This is a genomic window from Phormidium sp. CCY1219, from assembly GCF_035615515.1.
Taxonomy (GTDB): Bacteria; Cyanobacteriota; Cyanobacteriia; order Cyanobacteriales; family Laspinemataceae; genus CCY1219.
The window spans coordinates 36,077-62,013 of sequence record NZ_JAJENT010000396.1; the positions used below are offsets into that span (position 1 = coordinate 36,077).

Consider the following 25,937-nt stretch of genomic DNA (forward strand, 5'->3'; position numbering starts at 1 on the left):
CCACAACCGTCCCTCGAGCAATTGCCCAAACTGAACCGAATCTCAGTCAACCCCCCAAACCAAACTAAGCGTAAATCTTCCCATCTGGCATTACCGCACCGGTGAGATTGGCATCGCGCAAATCCGCACCCAGCAACGCCGCATCCCGCAAACTCGCATCCCGCAAATCCGCATCGCGCAAGCAAGCACCATCGAGATCCGCCCCCCACAAATACGCTCCTTGCAGATTTGCGCCACTGAGATCCGCACCGGCGAGGTTAGCCAAATTCAAATTCGCCCCAGACAAGTCCGCATTTCGCATATCCGTTTCGCGCAAGTCGGTTTTCATCAGATTGGCGCGCTGAAAATGAGCCTTTCTCATCATACTTTGATGCAGGTTGGCTTGCTTGAGATTTCCGGACTCAAAATCCGTATTTCGCAGTTGGCTACCCTGCAAATCCGCCCCGGTGAAATTCGCACCTTGCAATTTGGCTCCGCTCAATTTTGCATCGCTTAAATTCAGGGAACTCATATTAATCCCCTCTAAATTTAAGCCATTCAAAAATGCGCCATTGAGTTTCACCCCGTTTAACAAAGCACCTTTGAGAGAAGCACCGCTCAATCGCGCCCCCGCAAGATTGGTCCAGTTTAAATTCGCGCCGGTGAGGTTCGCACAGCGGAAATTGATGCCATTGAGATTGGCACCGCAAAAGTTAACCGACGATAAATTTGCCCGATAAAATGTCACCCACTTGAGAATCGCCCCGCTCAGTTTTGCCCCCGCTAAATCCGCATTCGCCAAATGAGCGCCTTGCAGATTGGCTTTCGTTAAATCGGCTTCGATCAGGTTCCCGCCTTTGAGCTTGACAAAGGTTAAATCCGCACTGTAGAGAAATGCACCGCATAATTTCGCGTCCATCATTAAGGCACGACTCAAGTTGGCGCGAGCCAGAGACGCTTCGATTAAATTGGCTCCCACTAAGTTCACCTGTTGGAGGATGGCTCCAATTAAGTTCGCCCAATTCAGGTTCCATCCCCGAAAGTCCCGCTCTCCCGCCGTGTAGCGATTGAGTAAGTCGTAAGCATCCATTGTTTTTTCCTTGCCCATTTCCTGGGTCTAGAAATCGCCTACCTCTAGAATGCCAGGTTTGCGCTCTTTACCACAAAACTCGCAACAATTCGTAAAATACAATACAAATTTTAGATGGGTAGAGAGTAAAATTATTGTCTGTTGTCAATTCGTTATCCAAAACCCAAAAATCCGGCGGGTGCGAAGGGCAAATAATTCGTTGCGGGAGAAATTGGGTAAACAGGCAGCTCCAGAGTCCGACACACAATGTGAGGCTACGGTCCTGGCGGGTTCCAGAACTGTCGCCTCACAAAGCAAGCCGTCAGCTTAACAACTGCTCGCCTCAGACATCGTACATCCGAGCCTCAGCCGCCTCTGGATGTTCCTTGCAATAGTCGTCAAACGCAGTTTTCGCGGGTTTGCGAGCCTGCTGGTGCGAGGCTTCAGCTTGCAATTCCTCCACCGCATCCCACGCCGCCGCACATTCGCGAGAGGTCGGACCTTTTTCGGCACAAATGGCCCGCGCTTCCTCCACCGCTTTTTGAATTTGGTCTTCAAAATACACAGCCTTCGGCTGTTCCACGAAGTCACTGTTGCGGAGGATATCCGTGATGGAGATAATTCCGAGCAGGGATCCGTCGATGACTGGCGCGCGGCGGATACCGGTATTGGCAAACAACCGCGCCACATATTCCACCCCTAAATGAGGATTGACCACAATGCACGGCTTGGTCATAATTTCATAAACGCGGATTTTTTTCGGGTCGCTGCCATAAGCCGCCACCTTGTAAATGATATCCGTTTCCGTGACAATCCCATAGGCATCTTCATCGTGCCGCCGATTCACCACCAGGGCGCGCAACCCTTTCTCCTTCATCAACTTAACTGCTTCAGCAACTGTCGCGGAGCCGCGAATAGTCACCACATCCTGGGTCATTATATCTTGGGCTTTCATCATTCGTATCGAACCTCTTGTTCGTGAACCTCTTCGCTCCTAGGTTCATCATATAGAAAATCGACCCCTCATATTCCTTTTTCCTGCCCGGATTTAATATTGAATTAACAATTTTGAATCTTGAATTGAGAATTTTTTATCCTTTCCCTTGGCGTAGGGAAGTTTTAAGCCAGGGTTTTAGCGATCGCGCCCCGGGTCGAGTCGGGGCAGGTGGCGGGTAAAATAACTCCGAGGGGCGATCGCGCGCATCAACCCGCCCCTGAGGGTAGAAATTGAGAATGGAGCAATTGCGAACCAGAAGACTCACTGAGCGACGCCTTAGCGATGCAAGCCTTTTTCCCAAATGCCGATATAGACGCGCGGATGGGGGGGTGGTACGCCAGAAAGAACATCGCGCTCTTCCCAGTGGATGATGCCATTGAGATGGTCCAGAGAAAAAGAGTAACTAGGGGTTTCACCGAGCCAGACTTGTTGAAAACCCTGGGTAATTTCCGGGTTGAGCTGACAACCCAACATACTATTGAGCGTGCCCAAAATAATCTCGGTACTGACGCTTTGAGCGAAAGACGCCTCAGTTTGGCGCAGTAATTGGGAATCGCGATCGAATAAAAAGCCCAAACTGACCTCATCGGGAATCAGTTCGTAGCTAAAGGCATTGGTATTGGGCCAATAGCCCGGAAGTTTGTACTTGGGAGCGCCGAACATTTTGATCACTGCTGATTTGGGGACTCCTGGTTGAAAGCCGGGGATTCCCAAACCCACCGGTTCGTTGCGACAGGGGATATTTTCTAGGTCTACCTCCTCGGGAGCAAAGGGGTTATAAGGGTTGACAACTGCCAGAAGTTGTGGTAGTTCTTGCCTTGGTTTGACCGAAGGGTTAGAGAGGGTGGGGGGACGCAGTAATGCAAGCGAAACATCGCTGAATGCAAAACTGACGATCGCAAAAGTACCGATCGAGATCATTGATCCATTTGCTATTCGATGAGCTGAGCCTGTGATGCGGCTAAAACGAATGAATGCACCCTGATGAAAACGCTTGCTCTACCACCACGTCGCTCGAGCAAAACCCATGTCAGCCGCGAGAGACAATCAGAAAACAACCGAGAAAATTGAGCGATCGCACAGGTAGATATTTAATTGTACGCAGCCGTGGTTAAAAATGACCGAAGCAGGGTTGAAAAAGTTCGCAGCCTTCCTTAAATGATTCAGTCGAAACCCATCGAGGAGAAAAGAAAAAAGAGAAAGTTGAAAGCGTAAAGAGTTTTTCTTTATCCTTTAAACTTTCAACTTTAACCTGTAGCGCCACCCCAGTCAAGGGGGAAGAGAGAGCCTAGGTGGTGGTTTAGTAAGGCGTACCATCGGGCATAATCGCCCCACTTAACTTCGCATCGCGCAAATTAGTTCGATACATATTCGTATCCATCAAAATGGCATCGGTGAGATTAGCTCCCGTCATATTGGACCATCCGAGGTTAGCGCGGTAGAGACTTGCGCCCTGTAAGTTAGTACCGCGCATAGTCGTCCAACTAATATTAGTTCCCCGAAGTTGAGTTTTGGATAAATCAGCCGCCGCCAAATTAGAACCGCTCATCGTCGCGCGGCTCAAATCAGATTGGCGCAGATTCACGTTACTGAGATTAGCCCCATTGAGGGTAGCATTACTGAGGTTAACCTGTTCCATCATCGAGCGACTGAGAATGGCGATGGTGAGGTTAGCGCCCTCCAAACTGGCTTGGGTTAAGTTGGTTTCACTTAAATTAGCCCGACTGAGATTGGCTTGACTGAGGTTTGCTTGCTTGAGATTCGACCAACTGAGGCGAATTTCGCTGGCGATCGCCTCAATTAAATTAGCCTTTTCCAGGTTAGCCCGTTCCACCACTGCCCGACTTAAGTTAGCCAAACTTAAGTTAGCTTCACTTAAGTCTGCTCTCGTTAAATTCGTGCCGATGAGATTGGCTTCTCTGAGGTTAGCTTTATGAAAATTAACCCCCATCAGATTGGCCTCTCTTAAGTTAGTCCCATTCAGTTTTGCACCCTGAAAATTAGCTTGACGCAGGTCTGCTTCTCGCAGGCTAGCTTCACTTAAATCTACCCCAGCCAGATTCGCCCCAATTAAATTAATGTTGCGAAAATCCCGTTCTCCCGCCTCATATTGTTCAAGCAGTTCATTGACATCCATTTTCTCGGCCTCTGTTGTGTCTTGAGTTACGTTAGTTGTCCGTGCTTCCAATTTATCCTGTTCCATAGCACAGATCGAAGGGTAGAAGCCCAGAAATCGCCAGCGGGAGAAAGGTGAAAGCTCAAGAGTAGACAGACCCCCGGATCGGTAGAGGAAAATTCGCCAAGCGTCGTACAGTCTGAGACAATAAAAAGAGGGAATTTATGCTAGAGGCGAAAAACAACAAGAATCTCGCCTTCGTTCTAACCCCCACCCCTAAAATTGCACTCAGTTAACGGAAAGAAAAATGTCCGAGAATGTCAGAAGCCAAGTCGTCACCCAAGGACCCGCGCGATCGCCGAACCGCGCCATGTTGCGTGCCGTGGGATTTTCCGACAACGACTTTACCAAACCCATCGTCGGTATTGCCAACGGATTCAGCACCATTACCCCCTGCAACATGGGACTGGATATCCTAGCCAAACGCGCCGAAAGCGGCGTAGAGAATGCCGGTGGAATGCCGCAACTGTTCGGCACCATTACCATCAGCGACGGCATCTCGATGGGAACCGAAGGCATGAAATACTCCCTCGTCTCGCGCGAAGTCATTGCCGACGCCATCGAAACCGTGTGCAACGGGCAGAGTCTAGATGGAGTGCTAGCCATTGGCGGGTGCGATAAAAACATGCCCGGGGCGGCGATCGCGATGGCCCGCATGAACATTCCCGCCATCTTCGTCTACGGCGGCACCATCAAACCCGGGAACCTAGACGGGCGAGATCTGACCATCGTCAGTGCCTTTGAAGCCGTAGGAGAATACAGCGCCGGAAAAATCGACGAAAAAGAACTCCTCGCCGTAGAACGAAACGCCTGTCCCGGCGCTGGGTCTTGCGGTGGCATGTACACCGCCAACACCATGTCCTCCGCATTAGAAGCGATGGGCATGAGTTTGATGTACTCCTCCACAATGGCCGCAGAAGACGCCGAAAAAGCCGAAAGTACCGAAAAATCTGCCGAAGTCCTCCTCAACGCCATTCGCCAGCAAATTTTGCCGCGCCAGATCCTGACGCGCAAGGCATTTGAAAACGGAATTGCCGTAATTATGGCCTTAGGCGGTTCCACCAATGCCGTACTGCATTTACTGGCGATCGCCCATGCAGCCGGCGTCCCCCTCACCCTAGACGACTTCGAGAGCATTCGCACCCGCGTCCCGGTCCTGTGCGACCTCAAACCCAGCGGTCGGTTCGTCACCACCCAATTCCACCAAGCCGGTGGCGTCCCCTTAGTGATGAAAATGCTACTAGAACGGGGATTGCTGCATGGCGATGCCCTGACCATTACCGGCCAAACCGTCGCCGAACAGTTAGCCGACATTCCCTCCCAACCCCCCGCCGGACAAGAAGTGATTCGGCCCTGGGACAAGCCCATGTACGCCCAAGGGCACTTAGCCATTCTCAAAGGCAATCTGGCCACCGAAGGCGCAGTAGCCAAAATCAGCGGCGTGAAAACCCCAAAAATTAGCGGTCCGGCGCGGGTATTTGACTCCGAAGAAGACTGCCTGAAAGCCATTCTCGACGGTCAGATTAGACCCGGCGATATCGTCGTCGTCCGCTACGAAGGACCCAAGGGAGGCCCGGGAATGCGCGAAATGCTCGCCCCCACCTCCGCGATTATCGGCGCAGGATTGGGCGACTCCGTGGGATTGATTACCGATGGTCGTTTCTCCGGCGGGACATACGGCATGGTGGTGGGTCACGTGGCCCCAGAAGCCGCCGTGGGCGGTACGATCGCCCTAGTTCGAGAAGGCGATACCATCACCATCGACGCCCACCAAAGCCTCTTGCACCTGGATGTCCCCGATGGCGAACTGGTTCAGCGTCGCGCCAACTGGCAACCCCCCGCCCCCCGTTATACAAAAGGCGTGATGGCAAAATTTGCCAAGCTGGTCTCTTCCAGCAGCCTCGGCGCGGTAACGGATTTGGCATTGTAGGGGGTAGAGGCACTTAATATAGCACTTAGAGCGGCTCGCGTTCCCCCCAGGGGGGAACGCCTTGCTTATCCGGTGGGATAAACCGAGATGATTTTTTCAGTTTCACTGCAATGAATTTTTGCTAACCCAAACTGTTCGATCGCCCAAGCATTGGTGGTTAAATGCAAGGTCACGTCAGCCACCCGATAGTGACTTTCCTCAGACGCCAAAGCCGCCGGTAAGAGTAACTGATCCGCCAAAAAGCGGTCGATCGCCGCATCACTGTGGTGGAACTGTAACAATGCCTCGCAAGCCATATCCGCCACCCGATCCGAGGGCAATCCCTTGCGGCCCAAGGCCCCGCATCCGGCAAAACTGCGTTCGTACTCGGCGGTGAGAAACAGAGCCGCCCCCGGCGCTATCCCTTTTTCCCGACGGGGTTCTACCTTCGCATACAGACCGGCATCGCGCAGGACATTTTCCGCCCGATTCGCCATCCGTTGCGGGATGTGAGAAGGCAACTCCGTGACCACCGCCAGACCTCGCACCTGAGTCAACTCGCCGCGATCGCGCAACTGCAGACCCCTGGGGGCACCCCCGCCGGTGACGCGCAATTGAATTTCGCCGCCACCGCGCGGATACCAGCCCCACTTGACTAATTCCACCGTTGCTGATACCCCCATGCGTTCCAGTAGCGGCAAAAAGACTTGTTGCAGGTAAGGAACCGGCGGGCTAAACGGCACGTAAGTGCCCCCCCGCAGGGCGATCAGGGACTCGCCGGGGGTCAATGCCAAAGGCATCAGCACCGTTTGGACGATGAGAGAGACTGCGCCGGCGGTGGTGACATCGAACAGATACTCTCCCGGTTGGGGGGGAGTTTGGGGGATAAAATCCAAGGCGATCTCCCCGAGGGCATCCCCCTTGCATTCCGCATTGCACAGAGCTGCCGCCGCTCTCACACAGGTGAGGTGCTGCGCCGCCAGACCCGGTTTTTTGCGTTTGGCGCGGATGCGATCGAGACGCAGAGGCGTGCCGGTGAGGGTGGCGAGGGTGAGGGAAGTTCGCAGCACTTGACCGCCGCCTTCGCCATAAGAACCATCGATATAAATCATTGATGAAATTTGGGTGATATTGTGCGTTTTTATGATATAGGGAATGGGAAAGAGCTGGGAGGAACGAAGTGGGTTGGCGCGATCGCCGCCCACTCTCGCAGAGATGTTTTTTATCCGGTAGAAAGCAAGCGCGAATCCCTTTAATGATACGATCGCAAATAAATAGTAGGCCGACAAAATAGCGCAAACCTGATGAGGAAAACCTGGGAACTCGATTTTTACTCAAAACCAATTCTCGACGAGAACGGGAAAAAACGCTGGGAAGTGCTCATCTGCGAGAGTCCCAGCGATACCCGTTCTACAGAAGAATTATTTCGCTTTAGCAAATATTGTCCCAGTACGCAGGTCAACTCTATCTGGCTGGGAAATGCAATCCAAGAAGCGATCGCCTCCGCCCCAAAACCGCCGACGCAGATTCGCTTCTTCCGTCGCCAGATGAACAACATGATAACCAAAGCCTGCAAAGACTTGGGGCTACTCCCGAAACCCTCCCGGCGCACCATTACCCTGCAGCGATGGTTAGAACAGCGCATGGAAAGCGTTTACCCCAACGAACCCGGGTATCAAGGAGCCAAGCCCACCGCCTCCGTGCGGTTTGAAGTTGCCGATCCCCAACCCCTCCCCGACGCCTTGCGGGGCGAAAAATGGGCCTTCGTCACCTTAGAAGCCGATGCCTTTGCAGAAATGCAAGAATGGGAAATTGACTTTTGCGAAGCCTTCCCCATTTTAGGCGAGCAAAGTTTAGTCCCCGACCTGACCCCCGAAACCCGCATTCCGGGATTGATTATTTTCTCCGCCCGAGCCAAAGCCCTGGCGGGATGGATGTCGGGTTTGGAATTGGCAGCCGTGCAAGTAAAATTAGACTCGCCGGCACAATTAATTTTAGAAACCGGATTTAGCGATCGCTGGATTCTCGCCAACATCACCGACCCCCAAACCAAGCAAGAAGCCGAAGGATTTCAAACCGCCAAAGAACAAGCCAGCGGCGTTCACTTTATCGCCATTCAGTCCGACCCGAATTCCGAATCATTTGCCGGCTTTTGGCTACTACCAGAACTCAACCTGGGGTAAATGGCAACCCGACAAGCGAAAGGAAAAATACCTGAGTGAAACAGAAGGGATAAATTTTCAACCGAGTCGCAGAACCCTTCTACCGGGACAAGTTTTGTGGTCAAATATTGCCAGAAAAATTCACCATTTATCCTGCAACATTCAACTGGGAAGTATTATGGGTTCTGAACATTTGCAAGCCGAAGAACTAGCAGAAAAATTGCTAGAAATCGCCAAAAAATCCGGTGCTGAAGAAGCAGAAATATTTCAGTCCAAAGCCCACTCGCGACCGGTTTATTTTGAAGCCAACCGACTCAAACAACTGGAAAGTACCCAGTCGGAAGGAACGGCCCTGCGAGTGTGGAAAAATGGGCGTCCCGGGATAGCGGTTGCCTATGGGCCAGTAGAACCGCAAATGTTAGTCGATCGCGCCTTGGCGTTGAGCGAATTAAATCAACCCGAAATCATCGAACTGACCGAAAACAAAGCCATTTCCTATGAAGACATCGGCGAAAACATCAGCAGCGAACAGTTAGTCGAGTGGGGCAAAGAAGCGATCGCCTTGGTGCGCGATGCCTATCCCGAAATTATCTGCAACGGCGAGTGGGAATGCGAAAGCGAAACCACCCGCGTCCTCAACAGCAAAGGACTGCATTGTAGCTACAAAGATACCACCCTCAGCGGCTACCTATCCGCCGAATGGGTGCGCGGCGATGACTTCCTCAGCGTCTCCGACGGTCAAATCCAGCGCGGAACCCTGCAACCCACAGAAATCGCCGAGCAAATTTTGCAACGCCTAGCCTGGAGTAAAGAAAACGTTCCCGCCGTCAGCGGAGGCTTGCCGATATTATTCACCGCCAAAGCCGCAGATATGCTCTGGGGAACCCTACAAGCCGCAGTCAACGGCAAACGAGTCAAAGAGCAGTCTTCTCCCTGGAGCGATCGCATCGGGCAACTCGTCACCTCCGAGAAATTAACCATTTCTCAACAACCCACCGCCGGACCATATAGTTGCCCCTTCGACGATGAAGGCACCCCCACCCAAACCATCACCTTTATCCACCACGGGATGTTACAAAACTTTTACTGCGATCGCACCACCGGGCGCTTACTCGGCATCGGCACCACCGGTAACGGATTTCGCCCCAGTTTAGGCAGCTATCCCACCCCCGGTTTATTCAACTGGTACATCGAACCCGGTTCCCACTCCCTCTCCCAACTCATCGCCCAACTCGAAGAAGGATTAATCGTGGATCAAATCCTCGGTGGCGGGGCCGGCATTTCTGGAGATTTTTCCATTAATGTAGATCTCGGTTTTCGGGTGAAAAATGGCGAAATCATCGGACGAGTGAAAGACACGATGGTAGCCGGCAACGTGTACACCGCCGTCAAAGAACTGGTGGAAATCGGGGCCGATGCGGAATGGAACGGCTCTTGCTATACCCCGTCCCTGATCCTGTCCGGACTCTACGTGACGGGGAAAAATCAATCCTCGTAACCCCGCGAGTGCGGAGTCTGTGGGCAAAGAAAACTGCGATCGCCCCGGGGCGATCGCAGGGCAAACATTGTCAACCCACCGACTCCGGAAGCGAACCCGCCCCGAGTGCCATTGGGGCGGAAAATTGTTCTGAGGTCAAACCGAAGGGGAAAAATGAGAACAGCGGCGAAAAATTTTAAGCCGTGAGTCGGTGGGGGTAGGGGATGGCGGCGCAGGGAATCAGATCGCTGCGATCGCGCCTCCCCTTTGTGCCCTCGATAAAATTATCTAGCAGCCAAAAAAAATCAATTCTTAATCGTTATGTGGCTCTTTTACGATTCAAAGAGCGCGAAAATCGCGGCAAGGCTGAGATCCGTTTTTCTGCAACCGAAACGCCTTGCTATTTTTGAAGCCGGTTTGATCGGGTTAGTGTCGGGATTGGCGGCGGTACTTCTCAAACAAGGAGTGGGGTGGCTCGGATCCTGGCGACTGTATGCCTCCACCACCCTCTCGAGTTGGATATTGCTGCCGATGGTGGGACTGGTGGGGGGCGCATTGGCGGGATTGCTCGTGGAACGCATTGCACCGGAAACCGGGGGGAGTGGGATTGGGCAAGTGAAAGCCGCCTTAGGGGGATTTTCCTTAGCCCTGGATTTGCGCGTGGCGATCGTCAAACTCCTCGGCACCATCGTCACCGTGGGATCCGGGCTAACCTTGGGGCGGCAAGGCCCAACGGTGCAGATTGGAGCCGCTTTAGCCAATCAAATCGGGCACTGGTTTCCCACCTCCCCAGACTATCGCCGCCAGTTAATTGCAGCGGGCGCGGCGGCGGGTTTAGCGGCGGGGTTTAATGCCCCGATCGCCGGAGTATTATTTGCCGTGGAAGAACTGCTCCACGATATTTCCGGGTTTACCCTCGGTCCGGCGATTATTGCCTCATTTGTGGGGGCGGTAGTCTCCCGGATTCTCGGCGGTCAAAGTTTGGACCTCAATATTGGGTTATCCACGTTTGACACCCGTTTTTCCGCGCCGGAGATTCCGTTTTATTTGATATTGGGAATTTTGGCCGGGGTGTTCGGGACGTTATTTACCCGAGGCATTGTGGCGGCGGCACAGTTCAATCGTCGCACCCTCAGCCGACTGCCCATGTGGTTGCGGGTGGCCCTGGCGGGGTGGATTTGCGGCGTGACGATCGCCTTTTTGCCGGCGTTATTTCGTAACAATACGGGGTTGCGCGAGTTTCTCCTCGGGGGAGAAGCAGACTTACAGGCATCGGCGATCGCCTTTTTAACTCACTTTATCCTCACTATAGTAGCAGCAGGTTCGGGCGCGCCGGGAGGTTTGTTTGCCCCCTCCTTAATATTGGGGTCGGCCCTGGGTTATCTCATCGGTCTTTGGCAAATGGATCTGATCGGGGTGGGGTTGCCGACAACCTACGCCCTGGCGGGTATGGGAGCCTTTTTCTGTGCGGTGTCGAAAACCCCTATTACAGCGGTGGTAATGATTTTCGAGATTACCACCGATTTTAATTTAGTGCTGCCGTTGATGATTGGGGCGGTGGTATCTTATTTAGTCTCGGAAACCGCATGGCCGGGGTCGCTTTATGACAAATTGTTAAAATTAAAGGGCATCGAACTGCCGCGAGAAGGAGCGGGTAATAATGCTTTAAGTGAGGTGAGGGCGGCGGACGTCATGCAGCGTCGGGTGGAGACCCTGAGCAGCAAGTTGGCCCTGGATGAAGTGGTGAAGGCATTCGCGCGATCGCATCATCGTGGCTTTCCCGTGGTGGATGATGGCAAATTAGTCGGGATTGTCACCCAAACAGATTTGGTGAAAATTGGCAAGCGCAATCTTCCCGGGTTTCACCCCCTCACGGAAATTATGACCCCCCAACCAGTGCGGGTTTCCCCGGATGACCCCCTCAGCGAGGTCCTCTATCAGCTCAACCGTTACCGCCTCAGTCGGGTGCCGGTCACCGAAGGTCGCAAGTTGGTGGGAATTATTACCCGCACGGATATTATTCGGGCGCAAAGCGATCGCCTCACTGGGGAAAATCAGTTGGGTTCTCCCCTGCAACCTTCTTATGTGGTCTATCAAACCCGCGCCCCCGCTATCGGGCGCGGACGCATTCTGGTTCCGCTGTCAAATCCGCAAACCGCGCCGGCTTTACTGCGCTTCGCCGCCGCGATCGCCCAGCAACGTCACTCGGAACTGGAATGTCTGCACGCGATTTCCGTTTCTCGTCATCGCCCCCCCAGCGAAACTCCCGTCAAAACGATCGCCGCTCGTCGTCTCCTGCGTCGGGCAGAACGCATCGGTCGCAATTGCGATATTCCGGTACATACTCAGGTGCGCGTCGCCCACAATCCGGCTCACGCTATGCTCGAAACGGTGAAAAAACGTCACATCGATTTGCTGTTGATGGGATGGAAGGGTAATAGCTCGACGCCGGATCGGATTTTTGGCGATATCGCCGATACGGTGATTCGTCAAGCTGCTTGCGATGTGGTTTTAATCAAATGGGGCCGCACCGTGACTCAAAAGTTGCAACTGCTCTCCTCTCGGGAAATGGAGTTAAAACGTCGGGAGTTTAATGCGGCGTTTCCCCCCGTACCCCATCGGCACGCCTCCGGAATCACCTCTGCACTTCCAAAAAGTCGCGGCGGCTCAAAACAAACTGGCTCGCCGCTGATTTTTAATCTGCTTTTTCGACGCTGGTTGGTTCCCCTGCGCGGCGGTCCGAATGCAATGGCAATGGTTGAATTGCTCCCGGATTTGGTGGCGATCGCCGGTCATCCGGAAGTCTGCCTCTGTCAGGTGTTTGGCCCCAATCATCCGCCTCCGGATGCGAATGTCCTCGACCGCGCTTGCAAACTTCTCGATCGCAAAGTGAACGGAAATGTCTCTTGTCTGTCGATTTGTGCCGCTTCTGTGGTGGATGCATTAATCGATTTGGTTGATAACAATCACTGCGATGCTATCGTTCTCGGTGCCAGTCGCGAGGGCATGTTAAAACAAGTGATGATGGGCAATATTCCAGAAGCGATCGCTCGCAATTGTGACTGTACCGTGATTCTCGTCCGCAGCGCGATCGGCTTTTAAAAATTCACAATCGAATCGTCGGGTGGGCAGTACCCCTACCAACAAATTTATCATCCCAGCGCCTAATCTAAGGGCGCTGCCCACCCAACAAAATCTTCGGCTGACAATCAAAACGTGATAGGGTAGGCATTGCCCACCCTACAAACAACTTCTCCATTCTCCATTTGTTACAATAGAGGATTGATTCCGCTTAATTCATCCTTTAAACCCCTACGCCTTCTGGTTGTTTCCAGTGCGTGAATTTTTCCAATTTTTGACAGTCATTGCCAAAGACTCCCCGGGCGACAGAACAGGTTCTCCAGCTCCCACGCACCGGCACGCCAAGTTGCTGACAATGACCGCCTCGCCGCCCTTCTGGCAAGTAATAGCGACAAGAGCGGCAGCATAATCCCACACAGTTTTTCTCGAACATAGCCAAAAATCTTGTAGCATTTATGGTTTTATTATGAACGATTTGGCCGCAGAAAACCGCGATCGCACGCTCAGCTTTCTGGTGACAGATTTCATTGACAAAGGTTACAAAATGCGGTAGGTTACGAAAAGTTTTCTCAGGTATTGTTATCCCAGATACAAGTTTTTTGTTATCTCTTACACAACCCAAAAAATCCAAATTTCTCTCGCCAGAGCACTGGCTAAAAGTTTAGCGGTGAATTTGCCATAAAATTGATTAAATTCCCAATCGCGGGAAACGGGTAAAATGCTCCAATTTCCGCCGTTTTCTGGAGAGCGATCGCGGTTTTTTTTGCCGGGAAACGTGGCAAGTTGAGTGCAAATTGATTCAAATCGACCCTCACCCCCCAGCGATCGCGCCCAGGTGGGTGCCCGTCACCAATCGGTGGGAGGATTGCACCGGCGTAGAGACGCGATTAACCGCGTCTCTACTTTCATCCCCTTGGTTTCTAACCCCTAGAATCCAGAACTTAGAAATCCACCCCGCGTTTCAGTTCTACCCCTTGATTGGCATAATGTTTGTGACAGAAGACATCGGAGTGAATGCTGGCTAAATCGAAATAATCGGGGATTTCCTGACAGCGCCCGGTGATAATCACTTCGGTGTCTTTGGGTTTGCGCAGTAACGCCTCCACGATCGGTTGGACGGAAAGGAGTTCTAAGTCCACCGTGGGGTTGAGTTCGTCGAGGATAATGGTTTTATAAAGACCCGAGGCGATCGCCGATCGGGCAATTTCCCATCCGCGTTCCGCTTCCACATAGTCGATTTCCTTTTGTTGACCCCGCCAGACAATCGCATCCCCGCCACAGCGCTGATGATCCACCAGATTGGGATAACTTTGACGCAACGCCGCGATCGCCGCATCTTCCGTGTATCCGCTACCCCCTTTCAGCCATTGCATGATTAACACCCGGTGGGATTTATCTTGGCTAATTCCTTTCCCGATCGCCTGCAGCGCTTTTCCCAACGCACTGGTAGACTTCCCTTTTCCCGACCCGGTGTAAATTTCAATCCCCGTAATTCCCCGTTCCGCCGCCGTAGGGTGGTAGTGAGCCTTCATTTCCGAGTGCAAATCTGCAATGGCCAACAATTCGCTCGGTGCCGATCGCCCGGTAGCGATCGCTTCGAGATGTTCGGGTTTGTGCTTCAGGGTACGAACCACATCATCCACCGATAACAGCCCCAAATCCAAAACCGGATTGAGTTCGTCTAGCACCACCACAGAATAGAGACCCGAGGCGATCGCGCCTTTCGCCACATCCCATCCGCGCTGCGCCTCCTGTCGGTCGAAGCGGGTAATTTCATCCGGGCCGAAAAATTCCGCGCGACCAGTGCGAACCTGATCGATTAAATGAGGAAATCCTCTTTGCAACGCCTCGATCGCCGCATCTTCTTCATAATCTCTCGCCGGTCCCTTGAGAAACCGCAACAGCAAAACCCGGCTTTGCTGCGGCATATTAATCCCCAGACCAATGGAGCGCAACACCACCCCCAGGGCCGCCTGGGACTTGCCCTTACCCGCTCCATCATACACGTGAATCTGACCCACCATGCGCTCGTGAGACGCTTGAGCCGTGCGAATGCCAATACCAGTCCTTGTCATATGCGAGTATTTTCTAGTCCACTCCATTCCTATTATCCGAGGTTTCGTCGCCCAAAAAACAACTGATGAATGCTCCTCCACCTGCGACGCCCGGTGGTGATGTCTTGATGAGAAGGGCTTATCCCTCCCCACAGGCGGCACGATCGCCTTTTCAGTATCCCTACGAGATGAGGCTCCTCCAAACCTCGCCCGATCGCCAACCTGCTACGCGAGAAAAGGAGAGTGCGGCGAATCTGGTTCAAAGGCCAAAATTTTTCCGCCACCTCCGGATCCGTGACGCCTCACCCCCGCAATCAAACGCGATCGGCGATCGGCTAAACTAAGGGTAGGAATTTCACCACTTCGCCAACCCGATGGGGAGACCATTTGATGTTCTATATTTTACCCATTACGGCCATTATCTTTCAAGCATTTTTTTTACTCATTTCCATCGCCATCGAATCCAATAGTTTGCATCGAGAAATTCGCCTCAGCCGCAAAATGAGCGTCGAATACGCCCTTTCGATGAATTTGGTGGCGGCAGTTTTGGGGTGGATTTTGTTTTTTTACCTCTACAAATTGCTGTCACCTTCTATAAAAATACAACTCCTAGAATATATCTTTTTTAATCGACTCCGACCGAATGTCGGCGGGTGGATTATCTTATTTGCATTTGTCATATTTTGGCTAACTTTTTTTGTGAAAGTCATTGTTTTAGTCAACTTAAATCGACTGAGCGATCCGAATTATCCCCTGCAAGAAGACGACCCAGAGTCCCCCCTTAGCTCCTCTCGACGCAAAATCAAAAAATCTCCCGAACGCCGACAAGCCCTAACCGTGTTATGGGGTCATGCCTACAGTAACAGTACCATATTAGCAATTTTGCTGTTAAAAGAGTTTTTGCCCGTGCGATGATAAAGTGGATAGTTAAATTAATAGAAAAGCTAAAACCGACCCAGCCTTTTTCTTGGGAAACCTGTGTATTGTTAAGCATATTTTCCTGGCTCGTCTCCTTCTTTTCCTTGCTGCAGGTGCCGCCGGCCCTCTATGCCTACGAATTAACCAACAATGCGGCTTGGGTATTTTTTATAGTCGGAACCACCTGGTGGCAAGCGGAAAAACCCTGGAAAATATTGGGGATTAATTTGGGGCCGTGGGCGATTGGATTATTGCTGACCATTTTATTTTTTGAATATTTACCCGATCGCTGGTTCATTCAGATAGGAATTTGGAGTTGGCCGATTTTGGCGGCAGCGATCGCCGCTTTGCCAAAAGTGCTACCCAAAATGAAACTCACCGCGCCCCCGGTGGAAGTGCGCCCGCAATTGGTGCGGTTGTTGTTTACCAACTTACTGGTGAGTTGCTGGTTGCAATTTTTATTGTTAATTAATAGCGGGATAGCCGATTATCCGACGTTATTGCAATCGGGGGATTTTAACCAGAGTTCCTTTGCAATTAGAGTCGGTCGCTTAGAGGAAATCCCGGCGCGCGGGGAAAGTATTTTAAACTCGATGGAAGCGTTTATCCGCAGTCAAGTGGAGGGAGAACAGTGGGGGAAAGTGGAGCTATTGGTATCGAAGTGGGAAACCCAAAACAAGGAGCTGGAAAACCAAGTGAAAACCCGACTTTCGCCCCTACCGGAAAATCAATGGTGGAACCTGACAGAAATCATCGTGCAAACCCAAGGGGGGTATTTAATACAGTTATTTGCAACTTGGGAAAGATCCCCCTCGGATAACCCGCCACTGAAGTGGAAAAAAAACTGTCAGATCGAGCGGAATTTAGCTCAACCCACTCCCGGAAGCGCGGAACTTCCCCCGATCGCCGTAGGGCGCGGGTCCCTCCAATGCCAACCCGCCATCCGGATTCGCTCAGAAAATCCGTGACTCTGCGCCGGGAACGGAGGAGATAAACCCCTCTAAACCATCAAAAAGGGGCGCGAAGAGACCGAAATGGCGATCGCCGAGTTGCGATCGCTACTCGCTTTTTCCTAAAATAGGCCAAACTGAGATATTCTATTAAAATCCAACTGCCAAGGGATAAAGGAGGGGACCGCGTGAATCTGACGAGAACGAAAGCGATCGCTGCTAACGTATTTTCCGAAGTCATTCGCGATCGGGTACTGTACTTTATCGTATTGTTTGCCTTATTTTTTGTCGGCGCAATGCAACTGCTACCGGAATATGCCGTACTCACCGAAGATAAAATATTGCTCGATTTAGGCATCGCCGCGATCGGGATTCTCGGCTTAATCGTCACGGCATTTGTGGGCACAGGACTGGTGAACAAAGAAATCGAAAATCGCACCGTCCTCCTGTTGCTTGCCAAACCCATCAGTCGAACGGAATTTATCGTCGGCAAACATCTGGGATTGTGTGGGGTAATTGCCGTATTAATTGCCGTGACCAGTGCAATTTATCTGGGATTGATGAGCTTGCAAGGAGTGGCTTATCCCCTGGGCAGTATGATAGTGGCGCTGTTATTTTTATTCTTAGAGCTGGCATTACTCACCGCCGTAGCGATCGCCCTCGGCGTCTTTACCAGTTCCTTACTTGCCACCTTGCTCACCTTTGGACTCTACGTGATGGGTCATCTAAGTGGCGAAATCCTCAAAGCCGGAGAACTGAGCAAAAGTCCCGCGCTCCAAACCATCACCCACGGATTATATCTTATTTTACCCAACTTGTCGAGTCTGGATTTAAAAAATCAAGCGGTTTATGGTATATTGCCCGACGGACTCACCCTGCTTTTCAATGCAATTTACGGCATATTTTACACCATCGTTATGCTGGCGATCGCTAACTTTATCTTCGCGCGGCGACAGTTTTAAAGCCCCGGGAAACGCAGCAGATTTTCCCAACACCACTACACAAAACCCCGGGCTACGCTACACTAGAGAGGGCAACCTCTAGCACGTAACTCGCAGAAATTGCCCTGCTACACCGGAACTTTTGACCATTGATTTGTCGCCCAACCTGCCAATCATGCAGAAACTCGAACAACTCCGAACCTTATTTCAGCAAATGGATCGGGCATTAATTGCCTATTCTGGCGGTATTGATAGCACCTTAGTGGCGAAAATCGCCTATGACGTCCTCGGCGATCGCGCTTTAGCCGTCACCGCCGTTTCGCCTTCTTTACTTCCCGAAGACTTAGAAGATGCGCGAATTCAAGCCGCCGCGATCGGGATTCCCCACGAAGAAGTGGAAACCCAAGAAATGGCCAATCCCAACTACACCGCCAATCCCGTCAATCGCTGCTATTTCTGCAAAAGCGAACTGCACGATACCTTAAAACCTTTGGCCCTGTCTAGGGGATATCCCTACGTCGTCGATGGCGTCAATGCAGATGATTTAAAAGACTATCGCCCCGGGATTCAAGCCGCAAAAGAACGGGGGGCGCGATCGCCCCTCGCCGAAGTCGGCGTCAGCAAAACTGAAGTGCGCCAACTCGCCAAACAACTCGCCTTACCTTGGTGGGATAAACCCGCCCAACCCTGTCTCAGTTCTCGCTTTCCCTACGGCGAAGAAATCACCGTTTACAAACTCCAACGAGTCGGGCGCGCCGAACGCTACTTGCGTCAACTCGGGCTGCAAAATCTCCGCGTTCGGTCTGAAAAAGACACCGCCCGCATCGAATTGCCTCCAGAACAAATTAAAGACTTCGCGATCGCTCAAGATTTACCCGCTTTGGTATCCGCATTTCAAGAATTCGGCTTCGTTTATGTCACCTTAGACCTGGAAGGCTATCGCAGCGGGAAGCTCAACCAAGTCTTACAACCCGAAGTTTTAGCCGCTCGATCGTAACGCTTTTTCCTCAAAAATAAAACCGTTAAGCTGGGCGATCGCTCAGCTTAACCCTTCGGATTTTCTGCTGTGCGATCGCCCTTCCATTATCCCACGCCTATCTTAATTTTATCCCCCCCTCCCCTTCACTCCTTCCCATTCCCGAGAATCCCCGAAAAACGGGCCAGTGGGAAAAGGGGGATTCGAGGGGTTCTTATCCCCCGCCACCATAACCCTTGTGGCAGATTTTTCTTACCTTTCCCTAGACGATCGGCACCATCGGCGATAAAATCAAGAGACTTGCATTGTGGGCGTTGCTATTGACATTGCCCCTCTATTGTCTCAACCTGCCATGTCATTGTTAAAAAAAGTGTCTGACAAACTCAGGAATGCTAGTGAGGATTCCAATTTTCTCCATCTCATCGAAACCCTGCAAATTTTTATTGCCAAAATTCTCTCGGTGCTGATGGTGATTATCATCATCGTAGCGATTTTTGATTTAATTGTTTTACTGGCTCAAAAAATATTGATAACACCTGTTGGCTTTTTTAATACCACTTTATTTGAAATTTTTGGATTATTTTTAAACGTTTTGATTTCAATCGAGATTTTAGAAAATATCACGGCTTATTTGAAAAAACATACGGTTCAAGTAGAATTAGTGATAGTCACCTCTCTGGTGGCTGTAGCGCGAAAAATTATTATTTTTGACTTGACCAAATATTCGGGGAATGATTTACTAGGATTAGCGGTCGCAATTTTTGCCCTCTCCATTAGCTACTGGATCGTTCGCACGATGAACGCCAAGCGCAGGTAACTCCTTCGCGGCTTCGTTGGCGATCGCAAGGCAACCTAGTGCTACATTTTTTAGCATCAAGTTCCCCTTGACGCCGGCTGTGTCTGTACCCTCAAGCGATCGGGATTGAATTTTTTCAAATAAACGCCGAGATTGTATCCCGATTTCCCTGCATTCTCATACAAGTGCGCTACAAAAGCGATACCTGTGGCGTTCAACTCAAACCCTCCCATTCAAACCAATTTCGCTCCCGAAACCCGCCAAGTATGAATCGAGTGCCCTGATGCCCCCGAAACCGAAATTCAAACCGATTGCAACTAGCGGCATTCCTTCGTTGCAGACAAAATAAATACCCCCGCCCACAGCATCGATCGCTTGTTTATATAGCCCGGGCAGAAAGCAGCAGGCAAATCGCTCCTCCTTTTCTCCGGTGCGATCGTTGAGTATTATACTGCATTTGACGGGCAAAAGGTTTGCATAGAAATTAGCCCGCCTCGGAAAAGCGATCGCGCGAAAGGTCCGGACTTCCAATCAGCCGAGTTTGTATCTTTTTCTCCCACCAATTCCCCCAGATTCGGACTCGAACTCCATCGAGACGATTGCATTTTTTCACCATAAAAAAACCCCGGTTTATGCCAAAAAACCGGGGGGTATCGAACGCTCAATAGCAGAAAAGCGATGAGAACTTAGCCATCAAAAGAGAAGAACCGTGCAGTCCAATGTCAAGAGAATTAAACGTTGATTGCTGTGCCGAGACAAGCCGCCAAATCTTCATCCGGAGTGGTAATAGATTTGAGATTGTACTTTTGGGATAAGAGCTGAAACACATTCGGCGAAATAAATGCCGGCAGAGTCGGTCCCAAGCGGATATTTTGAATGCCCAGATAGAACAGGCTCAGCAAAATAGCCACGGCTTTTTGTTCGTACCAGGACAAAATCATCGAAAGCGGTAGCTCATTGACCTCTACATCAAAAGCATTGGCCAAAGCCAGGGTAATTTGAACTGCAGAGTAAGCATCATTGCATTGACCCACATCCATCAACCGAGGAATGCCACCAATGTCGCCGAGTTCCTTATCGAAAAAGCGGAATTTGCCACAGGCGAGGGTCAGAACCACGCAGTCTTCCGGGACTTTTTCGACTAATTCGCTGTAGTAGTTGCGCGTCGGTTTCGCCCCATCGCAACCGCCGACTAAGAAGAAGTGACGAATCTCGCCGGCTTTAACCGCTTCGATGACGCGATCGGCAACTTCGAGTACCGCATGGCGGGCAAAACCGGTGGTGACGTGACGCGGATCCCCAACTTCGGTAAACCCAGGCATTGACAAAGCCATTTCGATCGCCCCACTGAAGTCGCGGTTTTCGATGTGGGTCAATCCGGGCCAACCTACCGGACCGCAAGTGAAGACGCGATCCTGATAAGATTTTTGAGGAGGCATCAAACAGTTGGTGGTCATCACGATTGGGCCGGGGAATTTGGCAAATTCTTTAGTTTGATTTTGCCAAGCGGTACCGTAGTGACCGTACAGATGGGGGTATTGTTGTTTTAAACCGGGATAGCCATGCGCCGGGAGCATTTCCCCGTGGGTGTAGATAAAAATGCCCTTGCCTTCGGTTTGTTTGAGCAGTTCTTCCAAGTCTTTCAGGTTGTGACCCGACACCAGAATCGCTTTACCTGGGGTGGCCCCTAGGGGAACCTGGGTGGGAACCGGATGACCGTAGGATCCGGTGTTGGCCAGATCCAGCAGTTCCATCGTCCGCAGGTTGATTTCGCCGACTTTCAGGGCGAGGTTAACCCAGTCGTCCAGAGAGAGGGTGTCGTCGCCGAGAGATGCCAGGGCTTCGTGACAAAAGGCATAGACTCGTTCGTCTTCTTGGCCGAGTTCTTGGGCGTGGTAGGCATAGGCGGCGATGCCTTTGAGTCCGTAGATAACCGTGAGTTTGAGGGAGAAGATATCGACGTTTTGGGCGGATTTGGAGATAAATTGGTATTCCAGGTCGCGCCCTTGTTCGACGAGTTCGTCCAGGGTTTCGGCGGGTTGAAAGTGGGCGGCGGGATCCGAGATGCGGTGTTCCGGGGCGATCGCGCGCAGTTGAGATTTGAGGTTTTCTCTCAGGGCAATCCCTTGGTGGATGTAGTCAACGAAGCTATCGGGATCGAAGTTGACGTTGGTGAGGGTGGAAAAGAGGGTTTCGCAAGTGAAGCGATCGGCTTGCAGGTTGGTGACACCCACTTCCCGGGCGGCGATCGCCACCTGTCCGAGTCCGCGCAACACATGGGTTAAAAGGTCTTGTAGGGCATCAACTTCTGGGCTTTTGCCGCAAGACCCCCATTGATAGCATCCTTGTCCGCCGGCAGTTTGTTCGCATTGGCTGCAAAACATAGGTCATTTCTCCTTTGTGGCTTTTGAGTTCTTAATTTTTATGGTAGGGAGGTGGAATGGAATGCGCCTTGACTTAAGTCAAGGGCCGATAGATTTTTTAAAATGAGGGACGATTTTAGGCATTGGAGGAGTGTGGATTGGGAATGGATAGAACGGAATTTTTGGGGCAAACGCGGTTATTTGGCGGGGTGTCCGCCCGCGATCGCGAAGCAGTAGCGAAAATTGCGATCGCGCAAGAGTATGAGAAAGGAGCGGTGTTGTTTTGGGAGGGAGATCCGGGGATCGGTTTTTTTGTGGTGGTTTCTGGGCGGGTGAAGGTGTTTAAGGAATCTTTGTCAGGAAAAGAACAAATTTTGCAAATTTTTGGAGCGTCACAGCATTTTGCCGAGGTACCTGCGTTTGATGGGGAATGTTTTCCGGCTTCGGCGGCGGCGTTGGAGGATTCTACAGTGTTGTTTTTTTCCCGAACGGCTTTGCTGGGGCTGATGCGGGAAAATCCAGCGATCGCAATTAATATGTTAGCCGTTTTTGCCGGTCACTTGCGGCGGTTTGCCCGGGTGATTGAAGATTTGTCCTTGAAGGATGTGCCGCAACGATTGGCGGCGTATTTGGTGGAGTTAAGCCAGTCGAGTCCGGAATCCTTGCCCTTTGTGGAATTGGAGATATCGAAAAAGGAGTTGGCAGCATTTCTCGGCACGATTCCGGAGACGCTTTCGCGGGTGTTTGCCAAACTCAGCCACTGCGGAGCGATCGAAATTGAAGGCTCGCAAATTCGGGTGTTAGACGAGGATCTTTTGAGGAGCTTTGCGGGAGATACCCAAGCCCCGCCCGGTGGAAGGGGGTAGCCGGGAGAAAGGCGAGAATCTGGCCGTGAAAGGGCGATCGCCCATCCGCACAAGTCCGCCCTTTGGCCGATTTTCTTCACTGATTGACCTCGGATAAATATGGTGTTAGACCCGGCATCGCGAGAGTGTTGCCTTGTGGCAAAGCACAGCCACCAGAGCGCCCGAGGGTATAGACCCACCCCGATTTCCCCTGCTTCGCCCAACATGAGCCGAGGCTTCCTCTGTGCCCCTGCAGCGCCATTTGGGCAGTGAAGTTCAAATATATTTCCGCCGTGGAAATTCTACGGGCTGGAAAAAACCCAGGATTTAAACTCATGCATTGTTATTGCCAATCCACCGCCAACACTTCCCCGGGCTTGTACCCCCGCCGCGAAACCATGCAGCACTCCCGCAACCCTCACGCGCCAAGCCTCACTCTGGAGAGAACTCCGCCAGTAACGTTCGCGAATTCGGGCAGGGCAGAACTCGGACGCTTTGGGAAATCCTTGCACCAGATGTTTCCTCCCCCCTTCCCCTGGACAAAGCACCTGTGCTGCGGTGGCTTCCATTTTCTCCTCGCCCCCTTGCATAACTTCCCAACTCCCCGCGAGTCCACCGAGTCGATCGCGGGATCGGTGGTTTTTCCTCCCAAGCCGCCTTGCTAAGGCTACCTTCTAAAACCTAAAATGGTATAAAATAGGACAGTTTTTTGTTGGGGATTTTTGTTGATTTTTGTCTATTTCTTGTGTTATGATGTCCTAGCTCCAGCAAGTATAAGCTATTCGAGCCAGAAAATAGGGGTTTTGACCGGGGGAAATCGTCCGAGGAAACAGTCCCCTGTAGAGAACTCCTTTGGCCTCCTATTTATCCAATAGTTTAGCACGTGGAATTCGCAACTCGTTAGATAGAATATGCGAAGCCACAAGGAGCGGCCCTCTTCTAGGGGGGTTGCAAAGTGGTCTATCCCTCTCTAAACTAAACGGTGGTCGTTCTGGGGTCAAGCTTGATTTTTTATTCAAGGGGGCAAGAAATGCCGGGTAGGGAAAATTTTTACCGCCGGGAGGGAAGCAAAACCCTGGGGTAGGGGGAAAGGTCAAGGGGGAAAATCAAGGAGATAATAACGCGCAAATCGCTTGTGGGGCGGCGATTGTGGCTGTTTTTATCCGGCAAGTAAATAGGGGTGCGAAACCCTCGGAAGGGCGATCGCTACCCGAAAGAAAAAAAAATTTCAGCAACCTTGGGTAAAAAAGCGTGCAAATTAGAAGAAACACAGTATAATGAAAATTGGAGTATCGTTTGTAAAAGCGAGAGAACTATCTTGAGCAATCCAATTCCACAAGACTTTCTCAAACAAGTCGCCAAACAGCGCGGCGTATCCGACGCCGAGCTAGAAACCGTGATCATGGCGCTCGATGGGGATTCCACCGCCTCGATCGCCACCAAATTGGGGATTAGCAACATTGCAGTACGCAAGCGTCTCGGCGAAGTGTACCGGAAATTTAGCATTTACGGACGCGGACCTGGGAAGCTAGCCGAACTGCGGCACCAGCTCATCTACCAATACCAGGATCGGGAGAAAGAAATGGCTCCCCCGCCCCCGGCGACACCCAAAACCAAAACCAAAGCCACCCCAGCCAAAACCTCTCCCACTCCCACACCCCGGGCCAGCCAGAACCAAGATTGGGGTGAGGCTCCCGATGTGTCCCAACTGGTGAAGCGCACCGAAGAGCTCGATATCTTAGAAGAGTTAATCGTAGACGAAGGAACGCGGTTGCTGGTGCTGCTGGGCATGTCCGGGAATGGCAAAACCGTACTGTCAGTGCAGATGGCCAAAAAGCTGCAACAAGACTTTGATTACATCGTGTGGCGATCGATGGCGGGAACGCCTTCGGTGGAAGACTTGCTTGGGGGCATCATCCAGTCGCTTTCCACGCAAAAGAAACTGGAGTTACCCGAAGATGCCACAGGCAGAATTACCTGCTTATTAGAGCTGATGCGGAAAAATCGCTGCTTGGTGATTTTGGATGATTTCGAGACCGTCCTAGAAAGCGACGAACTCGCCGGGAACTATCGTAAGGGATACGAAGGCTATCGCGAACTCATCAAACGCTGTGCGGAAAGCACCCATAAAAGCTGCCTGACGATCGCCACCGACGAAGAACCCGCCGAAATCTCCTTGCTCGAAGGCGGAAAAGTGCGGACGCTGCAACCGATGGACTACGAAGATGTAGCGCGCGAAATCTTCAAAGACAAAGGCGTAAGCCCCACCGAAAAAGAGTGGAAAGAACTGGTGAAGCGCTATGCGGACAATCTGCTGGCCTATAAGATTGTTGCGACAACCATTAAAGATTTCTTTAACGGGAACACCGGCAGCTTCTTGAAAGCCACCGAACTGTTCGTGGAGGATACCCTCACCGACTTGCTCGAACAGCAATTCGAGCGGTTGTCCCCCTCAGAAGAAGAAATCGTCTACTGGTTGGCCATCGAAAACGGTCCGGTTTCGATTTCGCGGTTGCGCGAAAATCTGTTGTTGCCGGTTTCCTTGTCCGATATGCTGAAAAATCTCGATTCCCTAACGCGGCGATCGCTGATTGAAAAACAAGAAACCGCCTCCGACATTTTCTTTACCCTGCCACCGTTGGTGATGAAATTCGTCACCAGCAAATTGGTAGACAATGCCTGCGACGAACTCAAACAGTTGATGAAAAATCAAAGCCTCGAAAACATGAGGATTTTCATTCAACACAATCTGACCAAAGAAGTCAGCAGCGGCAAAAAAGGCACCAAATTGCAAGGCACGCCAGTCATGCAACAAATTAAAAATCAGTTGCAATATATAATAATGCGAACTGGCGGATATGACGATTTAATGAATATCCTCAACAACATGGCAAGTACCTTGCAAGACAAACCGAAAATGGAAGTTGGATATGCGAACGTCAACCTCCGCAATTTGGTTTCCGCGCTAGGAACTTAAGCCTTCGCGCAGCTAAGTACACTCGCCGCGATCGCCGCTCCCTGAAGCGCGATCGCGCCCAGTTCGCGGTTCTCGCACTTGGGTTAGGAACTTCCTAGCCCATCTTCCCTTTTCCAGACCAGCTTCACACCGCCTCTGCTGGCCATCAAACTTTTAGGCAACCAAGAGGAAGGTAGAGAAGCATCAGCATCCCGCTCTGAAGTAGCGGGGCTTCGTGCCTCGTTAATTTAGGTAGCTGACCCGCCTAAGTGCCTCACGCACTCCGTT

General features: G+C 51.6%; 21 protein-coding genes. 14 read left to right on the plus strand and 7 right to left on the minus strand.

Going from position 1 to position 25,937, the window contains the following annotated elements; translation table 11 throughout:
• Positions 1 to 64: 64 nt before the first annotated feature.
• The 4 genes from LKK83_RS08165 to LKK83_RS08180 all read right to left on the minus strand — a co-directional run bounded on the left by LKK83_RS08165 (position 65) and on the right by LKK83_RS08180 (position 4,182).
• A complete protein-coding gene (locus LKK83_RS08165) occupies positions 65 to 1,069 on the minus strand; it encodes a pentapeptide repeat-containing protein (RefSeq protein ID WP_324630557.1) in 1,005 nt (334 codons plus the stop codon).
• A 322-nt stretch (positions 1,070 to 1,391) separates the two neighbouring features.
• Positions 1,392 to 2,006, minus strand: coding sequence for a CP12 domain-containing protein (locus LKK83_RS08170; protein ID WP_324630559.1), 615 nt, complete (start codon positions 2,004 to 2,006; stop codon positions 1,392 to 1,394).
• 315 nt (positions 2,007 to 2,321) lie between these two features.
• A complete protein-coding gene (locus LKK83_RS08175) occupies positions 2,322 to 2,966 on the minus strand; it encodes a hypothetical protein (RefSeq protein WP_324630561.1) in 645 nt (214 codons plus the stop codon).
• Positions 2,967 to 3,345: 379 nt separating this feature from the next.
• A complete protein-coding gene (locus tag LKK83_RS08180; protein ID WP_324630562.1) occupies positions 3,346 to 4,182 on the minus strand; it encodes a pentapeptide repeat-containing protein in 837 nt (278 codons plus the stop codon).
• Positions 4,183 to 4,468: 286 nt separating this feature from the next.
• Between LKK83_RS08180 and ilvD the strand changes: the two genes are divergently transcribed.
• Positions 4,469 to 6,151: a dihydroxy-acid dehydratase gene (gene ilvD / locus LKK83_RS08185; RefSeq protein ID WP_324630564.1), complete on the plus strand. Its 1,683-nt coding sequence runs from the start codon at positions 4,469 to 4,471 to the stop codon at positions 6,149 to 6,151.
• Between the two features lie 65 nt (positions 6,152 to 6,216).
• Here ilvD and rtcA read toward each other — a convergent pair whose 3' ends face one another.
• On the minus strand, positions 6,217 to 7,242 hold the full coding sequence (gene rtcA / locus LKK83_RS08190) for an RNA 3'-terminal phosphate cyclase (RefSeq protein ID WP_324630565.1): 1,026 nt from the start codon (positions 7,240 to 7,242) through the stop codon (positions 6,217 to 6,219).
• A 192-nt stretch (positions 7,243 to 7,434) separates the two neighbouring features.
• Between rtcA and LKK83_RS08195 the strand changes: the two genes are divergently transcribed.
• From LKK83_RS08195 to LKK83_RS08215, 5 genes are all read left to right on the plus strand, one after another.
• Positions 7,435 to 8,313, plus strand: coding sequence for a Tab2/Atab2 family RNA-binding protein (locus LKK83_RS08195; RefSeq protein WP_324630566.1), 879 nt, complete (start codon positions 7,435 to 7,437; stop codon positions 8,311 to 8,313).
• Between the two features lie 157 nt (positions 8,314 to 8,470).
• Entirely contained in the window at positions 8,471 to 9,790 is a 1,320-nt protein-coding gene (locus LKK83_RS08200; RefSeq protein ID WP_442957296.1) for a TldD/PmbA family protein, read from the plus strand.
• A gap of 8 nt (positions 9,791 to 9,798) precedes the next feature.
• Positions 9,799 to 9,969 (plus strand): hypothetical protein, encoded by a 171-nt coding sequence (locus tag LKK83_RS08205; protein WP_324630567.1) that lies wholly within the window; start codon positions 9,799 to 9,801, stop codon positions 9,967 to 9,969.
• A gap of 121 nt (positions 9,970 to 10,090) precedes the next feature.
• Positions 10,091 to 12,871, plus strand: a complete 2,781-nt coding sequence (locus LKK83_RS08210) for a chloride channel protein (RefSeq protein ID WP_324630569.1) — start codon at positions 10,091 to 10,093, stop codon at positions 12,869 to 12,871.
• A 766-nt stretch (positions 12,872 to 13,637) separates the two neighbouring features.
• Complete coding sequence (locus LKK83_RS08215; protein ID WP_324630570.1) at positions 13,638 to 13,781, plus strand: hypothetical protein; 144 nt, start codon at positions 13,638 to 13,640, stop codon at positions 13,779 to 13,781.
• Positions 13,782 to 13,791: 10 nt separating this feature from the next.
• Here the strand turns inward: LKK83_RS08215 and LKK83_RS08220 are convergent, their stop codons facing one another.
• The gene (locus tag LKK83_RS08220; RefSeq protein WP_324630571.1) at positions 13,792 to 14,925 is read right to left on the minus strand and encodes a cob(I)yrinic acid a,c-diamide adenosyltransferase; all 1,134 of its coding nucleotides are present in this window, start codon (positions 14,923 to 14,925) and stop codon (positions 13,792 to 13,794) included.
• A 369-nt stretch (positions 14,926 to 15,294) separates the two neighbouring features.
• Between LKK83_RS08220 and fraC the strand changes: the two genes are divergently transcribed.
• The 6 genes from fraC (at position 15,295) to LKK83_RS31980 (ending at position 19,769) form a co-directional block, all read left to right on the plus strand.
• Positions 15,295 to 15,819: a filament integrity protein FraC gene (gene fraC / locus LKK83_RS08225; protein ID WP_324630573.1), complete on the plus strand. Its 525-nt coding sequence runs from the start codon at positions 15,295 to 15,297 to the stop codon at positions 15,817 to 15,819.
• On the plus strand, positions 15,816 to 16,790 hold the full coding sequence (locus tag LKK83_RS08230; RefSeq protein WP_324630574.1) for a DUF5357 family protein: 975 nt from the start codon (positions 15,816 to 15,818) through the stop codon (positions 16,788 to 16,790). Before fraC ends, LKK83_RS08230 begins: the two co-directional genes overlap by 4 nt.
• Before the next feature lie 170 nt (positions 16,791 to 16,960).
• A complete protein-coding gene (locus LKK83_RS08235) occupies positions 16,961 to 17,734 on the plus strand; it encodes an ABC transporter permease (RefSeq protein ID WP_324630575.1) in 774 nt (257 codons plus the stop codon).
• A 154-nt stretch (positions 17,735 to 17,888) separates the two neighbouring features.
• Entirely contained in the window at positions 17,889 to 18,710 is an 822-nt protein-coding gene (gene larE / locus LKK83_RS08240) for an ATP-dependent sacrificial sulfur transferase LarE (protein ID WP_324630577.1), read from the plus strand.
• A gap of 286 nt (positions 18,711 to 18,996) precedes the next feature.
• On the plus strand, positions 18,997 to 19,506 hold the full coding sequence (locus tag LKK83_RS08245; protein ID WP_324630578.1) for a phosphate-starvation-inducible PsiE family protein: 510 nt from the start codon (positions 18,997 to 18,999) through the stop codon (positions 19,504 to 19,506).
• Between the two features lie 119 nt (positions 19,507 to 19,625).
• Positions 19,626 to 19,769, plus strand: coding sequence for a nitrate reductase associated protein (locus tag LKK83_RS31980; RefSeq protein ID WP_442957297.1), 144 nt, complete (start codon positions 19,626 to 19,628; stop codon positions 19,767 to 19,769).
• A 447-nt stretch (positions 19,770 to 20,216) separates the two neighbouring features.
• On the opposite strand, the gene hcp is transcribed toward LKK83_RS31980, so the two are convergent.
• Entirely contained in the window at positions 20,217 to 21,869 is a 1,653-nt protein-coding gene (hcp, locus tag LKK83_RS08250) for a hydroxylamine reductase (RefSeq protein ID WP_324630579.1), read from the minus strand.
• Between the two features lie 143 nt (positions 21,870 to 22,012).
• Here hcp and LKK83_RS08255 point away from each other — a divergent pair, with 143 nt between their 5' ends.
• Both LKK83_RS08255 and LKK83_RS08260 read left to right on the plus strand, forming a co-directional pair.
• On the plus strand, positions 22,013 to 22,714 hold the full coding sequence (locus LKK83_RS08255; RefSeq protein WP_324630580.1) for a Crp/Fnr family transcriptional regulator: 702 nt from the start codon (positions 22,013 to 22,015) through the stop codon (positions 22,712 to 22,714).
• A 1,297-nt stretch (positions 22,715 to 24,011) separates the two neighbouring features.
• On the plus strand, positions 24,012 to 25,670 hold the full coding sequence (locus tag LKK83_RS08260; protein ID WP_324630581.1) for an NB-ARC domain-containing protein: 1,659 nt from the start codon (positions 24,012 to 24,014) through the stop codon (positions 25,668 to 25,670).
• Positions 25,671 to 25,937 lie beyond the last annotated feature (267 nt).

What these genes read in the sequence shown, in the direction of transcription:
- LKK83_RS08165 (WP_324630557.1), bottom strand. Translation starts at nt 1,069, where the DNA reads ATGGATGCTTACGACTTACTCAATCGCTACACGGCGGGAGAGCGGGAC.
- LKK83_RS08170 (WP_324630559.1), bottom strand. Translation starts at nt 2,006, where the DNA reads ATGATGAAAGCCCAAGATATAATGACCCAGGATGTGGTGACTATTCGC.
- LKK83_RS08175 (WP_324630561.1), bottom strand. Translation starts at nt 2,966, where the DNA reads ATGATCTCGATCGGTACTTTTGCGATCGTCAGTTTTGCATTCAGCGAT.
- LKK83_RS08180 (WP_324630562.1), bottom strand. Translation starts at nt 4,182, where the DNA reads ATGGATGTCAATGAACTGCTTGAACAATATGAGGCGGGAGAACGGGAT.
- ilvD (WP_324630564.1), top strand. Translation starts at nt 4,469, where the DNA reads ATGTCCGAGAATGTCAGAAGCCAAGTCGTCACCCAAGGACCCGCGCGA.
- rtcA (WP_324630565.1), bottom strand. Translation starts at nt 7,242, where the DNA reads ATGATTTATATCGATGGTTCTTATGGCGAAGGCGGCGGTCAAGTGCTG.
- LKK83_RS08195 (WP_324630566.1), top strand. Translation starts at nt 7,435, where the DNA reads ATGAGGAAAACCTGGGAACTCGATTTTTACTCAAAACCAATTCTCGAC.
- LKK83_RS08200 (WP_442957296.1), top strand. Translation starts at nt 8,471, where the DNA reads ATGGGTTCTGAACATTTGCAAGCCGAAGAACTAGCAGAAAAATTGCTA.
- LKK83_RS08210 (WP_324630569.1), top strand. Translation starts at nt 10,091, where the DNA reads ATGTGGCTCTTTTACGATTCAAAGAGCGCGAAAATCGCGGCAAGGCTG.
- LKK83_RS08220 (WP_324630571.1), bottom strand. Translation starts at nt 14,925, where the DNA reads ATGACAAGGACTGGTATTGGCATTCGCACGGCTCAAGCGTCTCACGAG.
- fraC (WP_324630573.1), top strand. Translation starts at nt 15,295, where the DNA reads ATGTTCTATATTTTACCCATTACGGCCATTATCTTTCAAGCATTTTTT.
- LKK83_RS08230 (WP_324630574.1), top strand. Translation starts at nt 15,816, where the DNA reads ATGATAAAGTGGATAGTTAAATTAATAGAAAAGCTAAAACCGACCCAG.
- larE (WP_324630577.1), top strand. Translation starts at nt 17,889, where the DNA reads ATGCAGAAACTCGAACAACTCCGAACCTTATTTCAGCAAATGGATCGG.
- hcp (WP_324630579.1), bottom strand. Translation starts at nt 21,869, where the DNA reads ATGTTTTGCAGCCAATGCGAACAAACTGCCGGCGGACAAGGATGCTAT.
- LKK83_RS08255 (WP_324630580.1), top strand. Translation starts at nt 22,013, where the DNA reads ATGGATAGAACGGAATTTTTGGGGCAAACGCGGTTATTTGGCGGGGTG.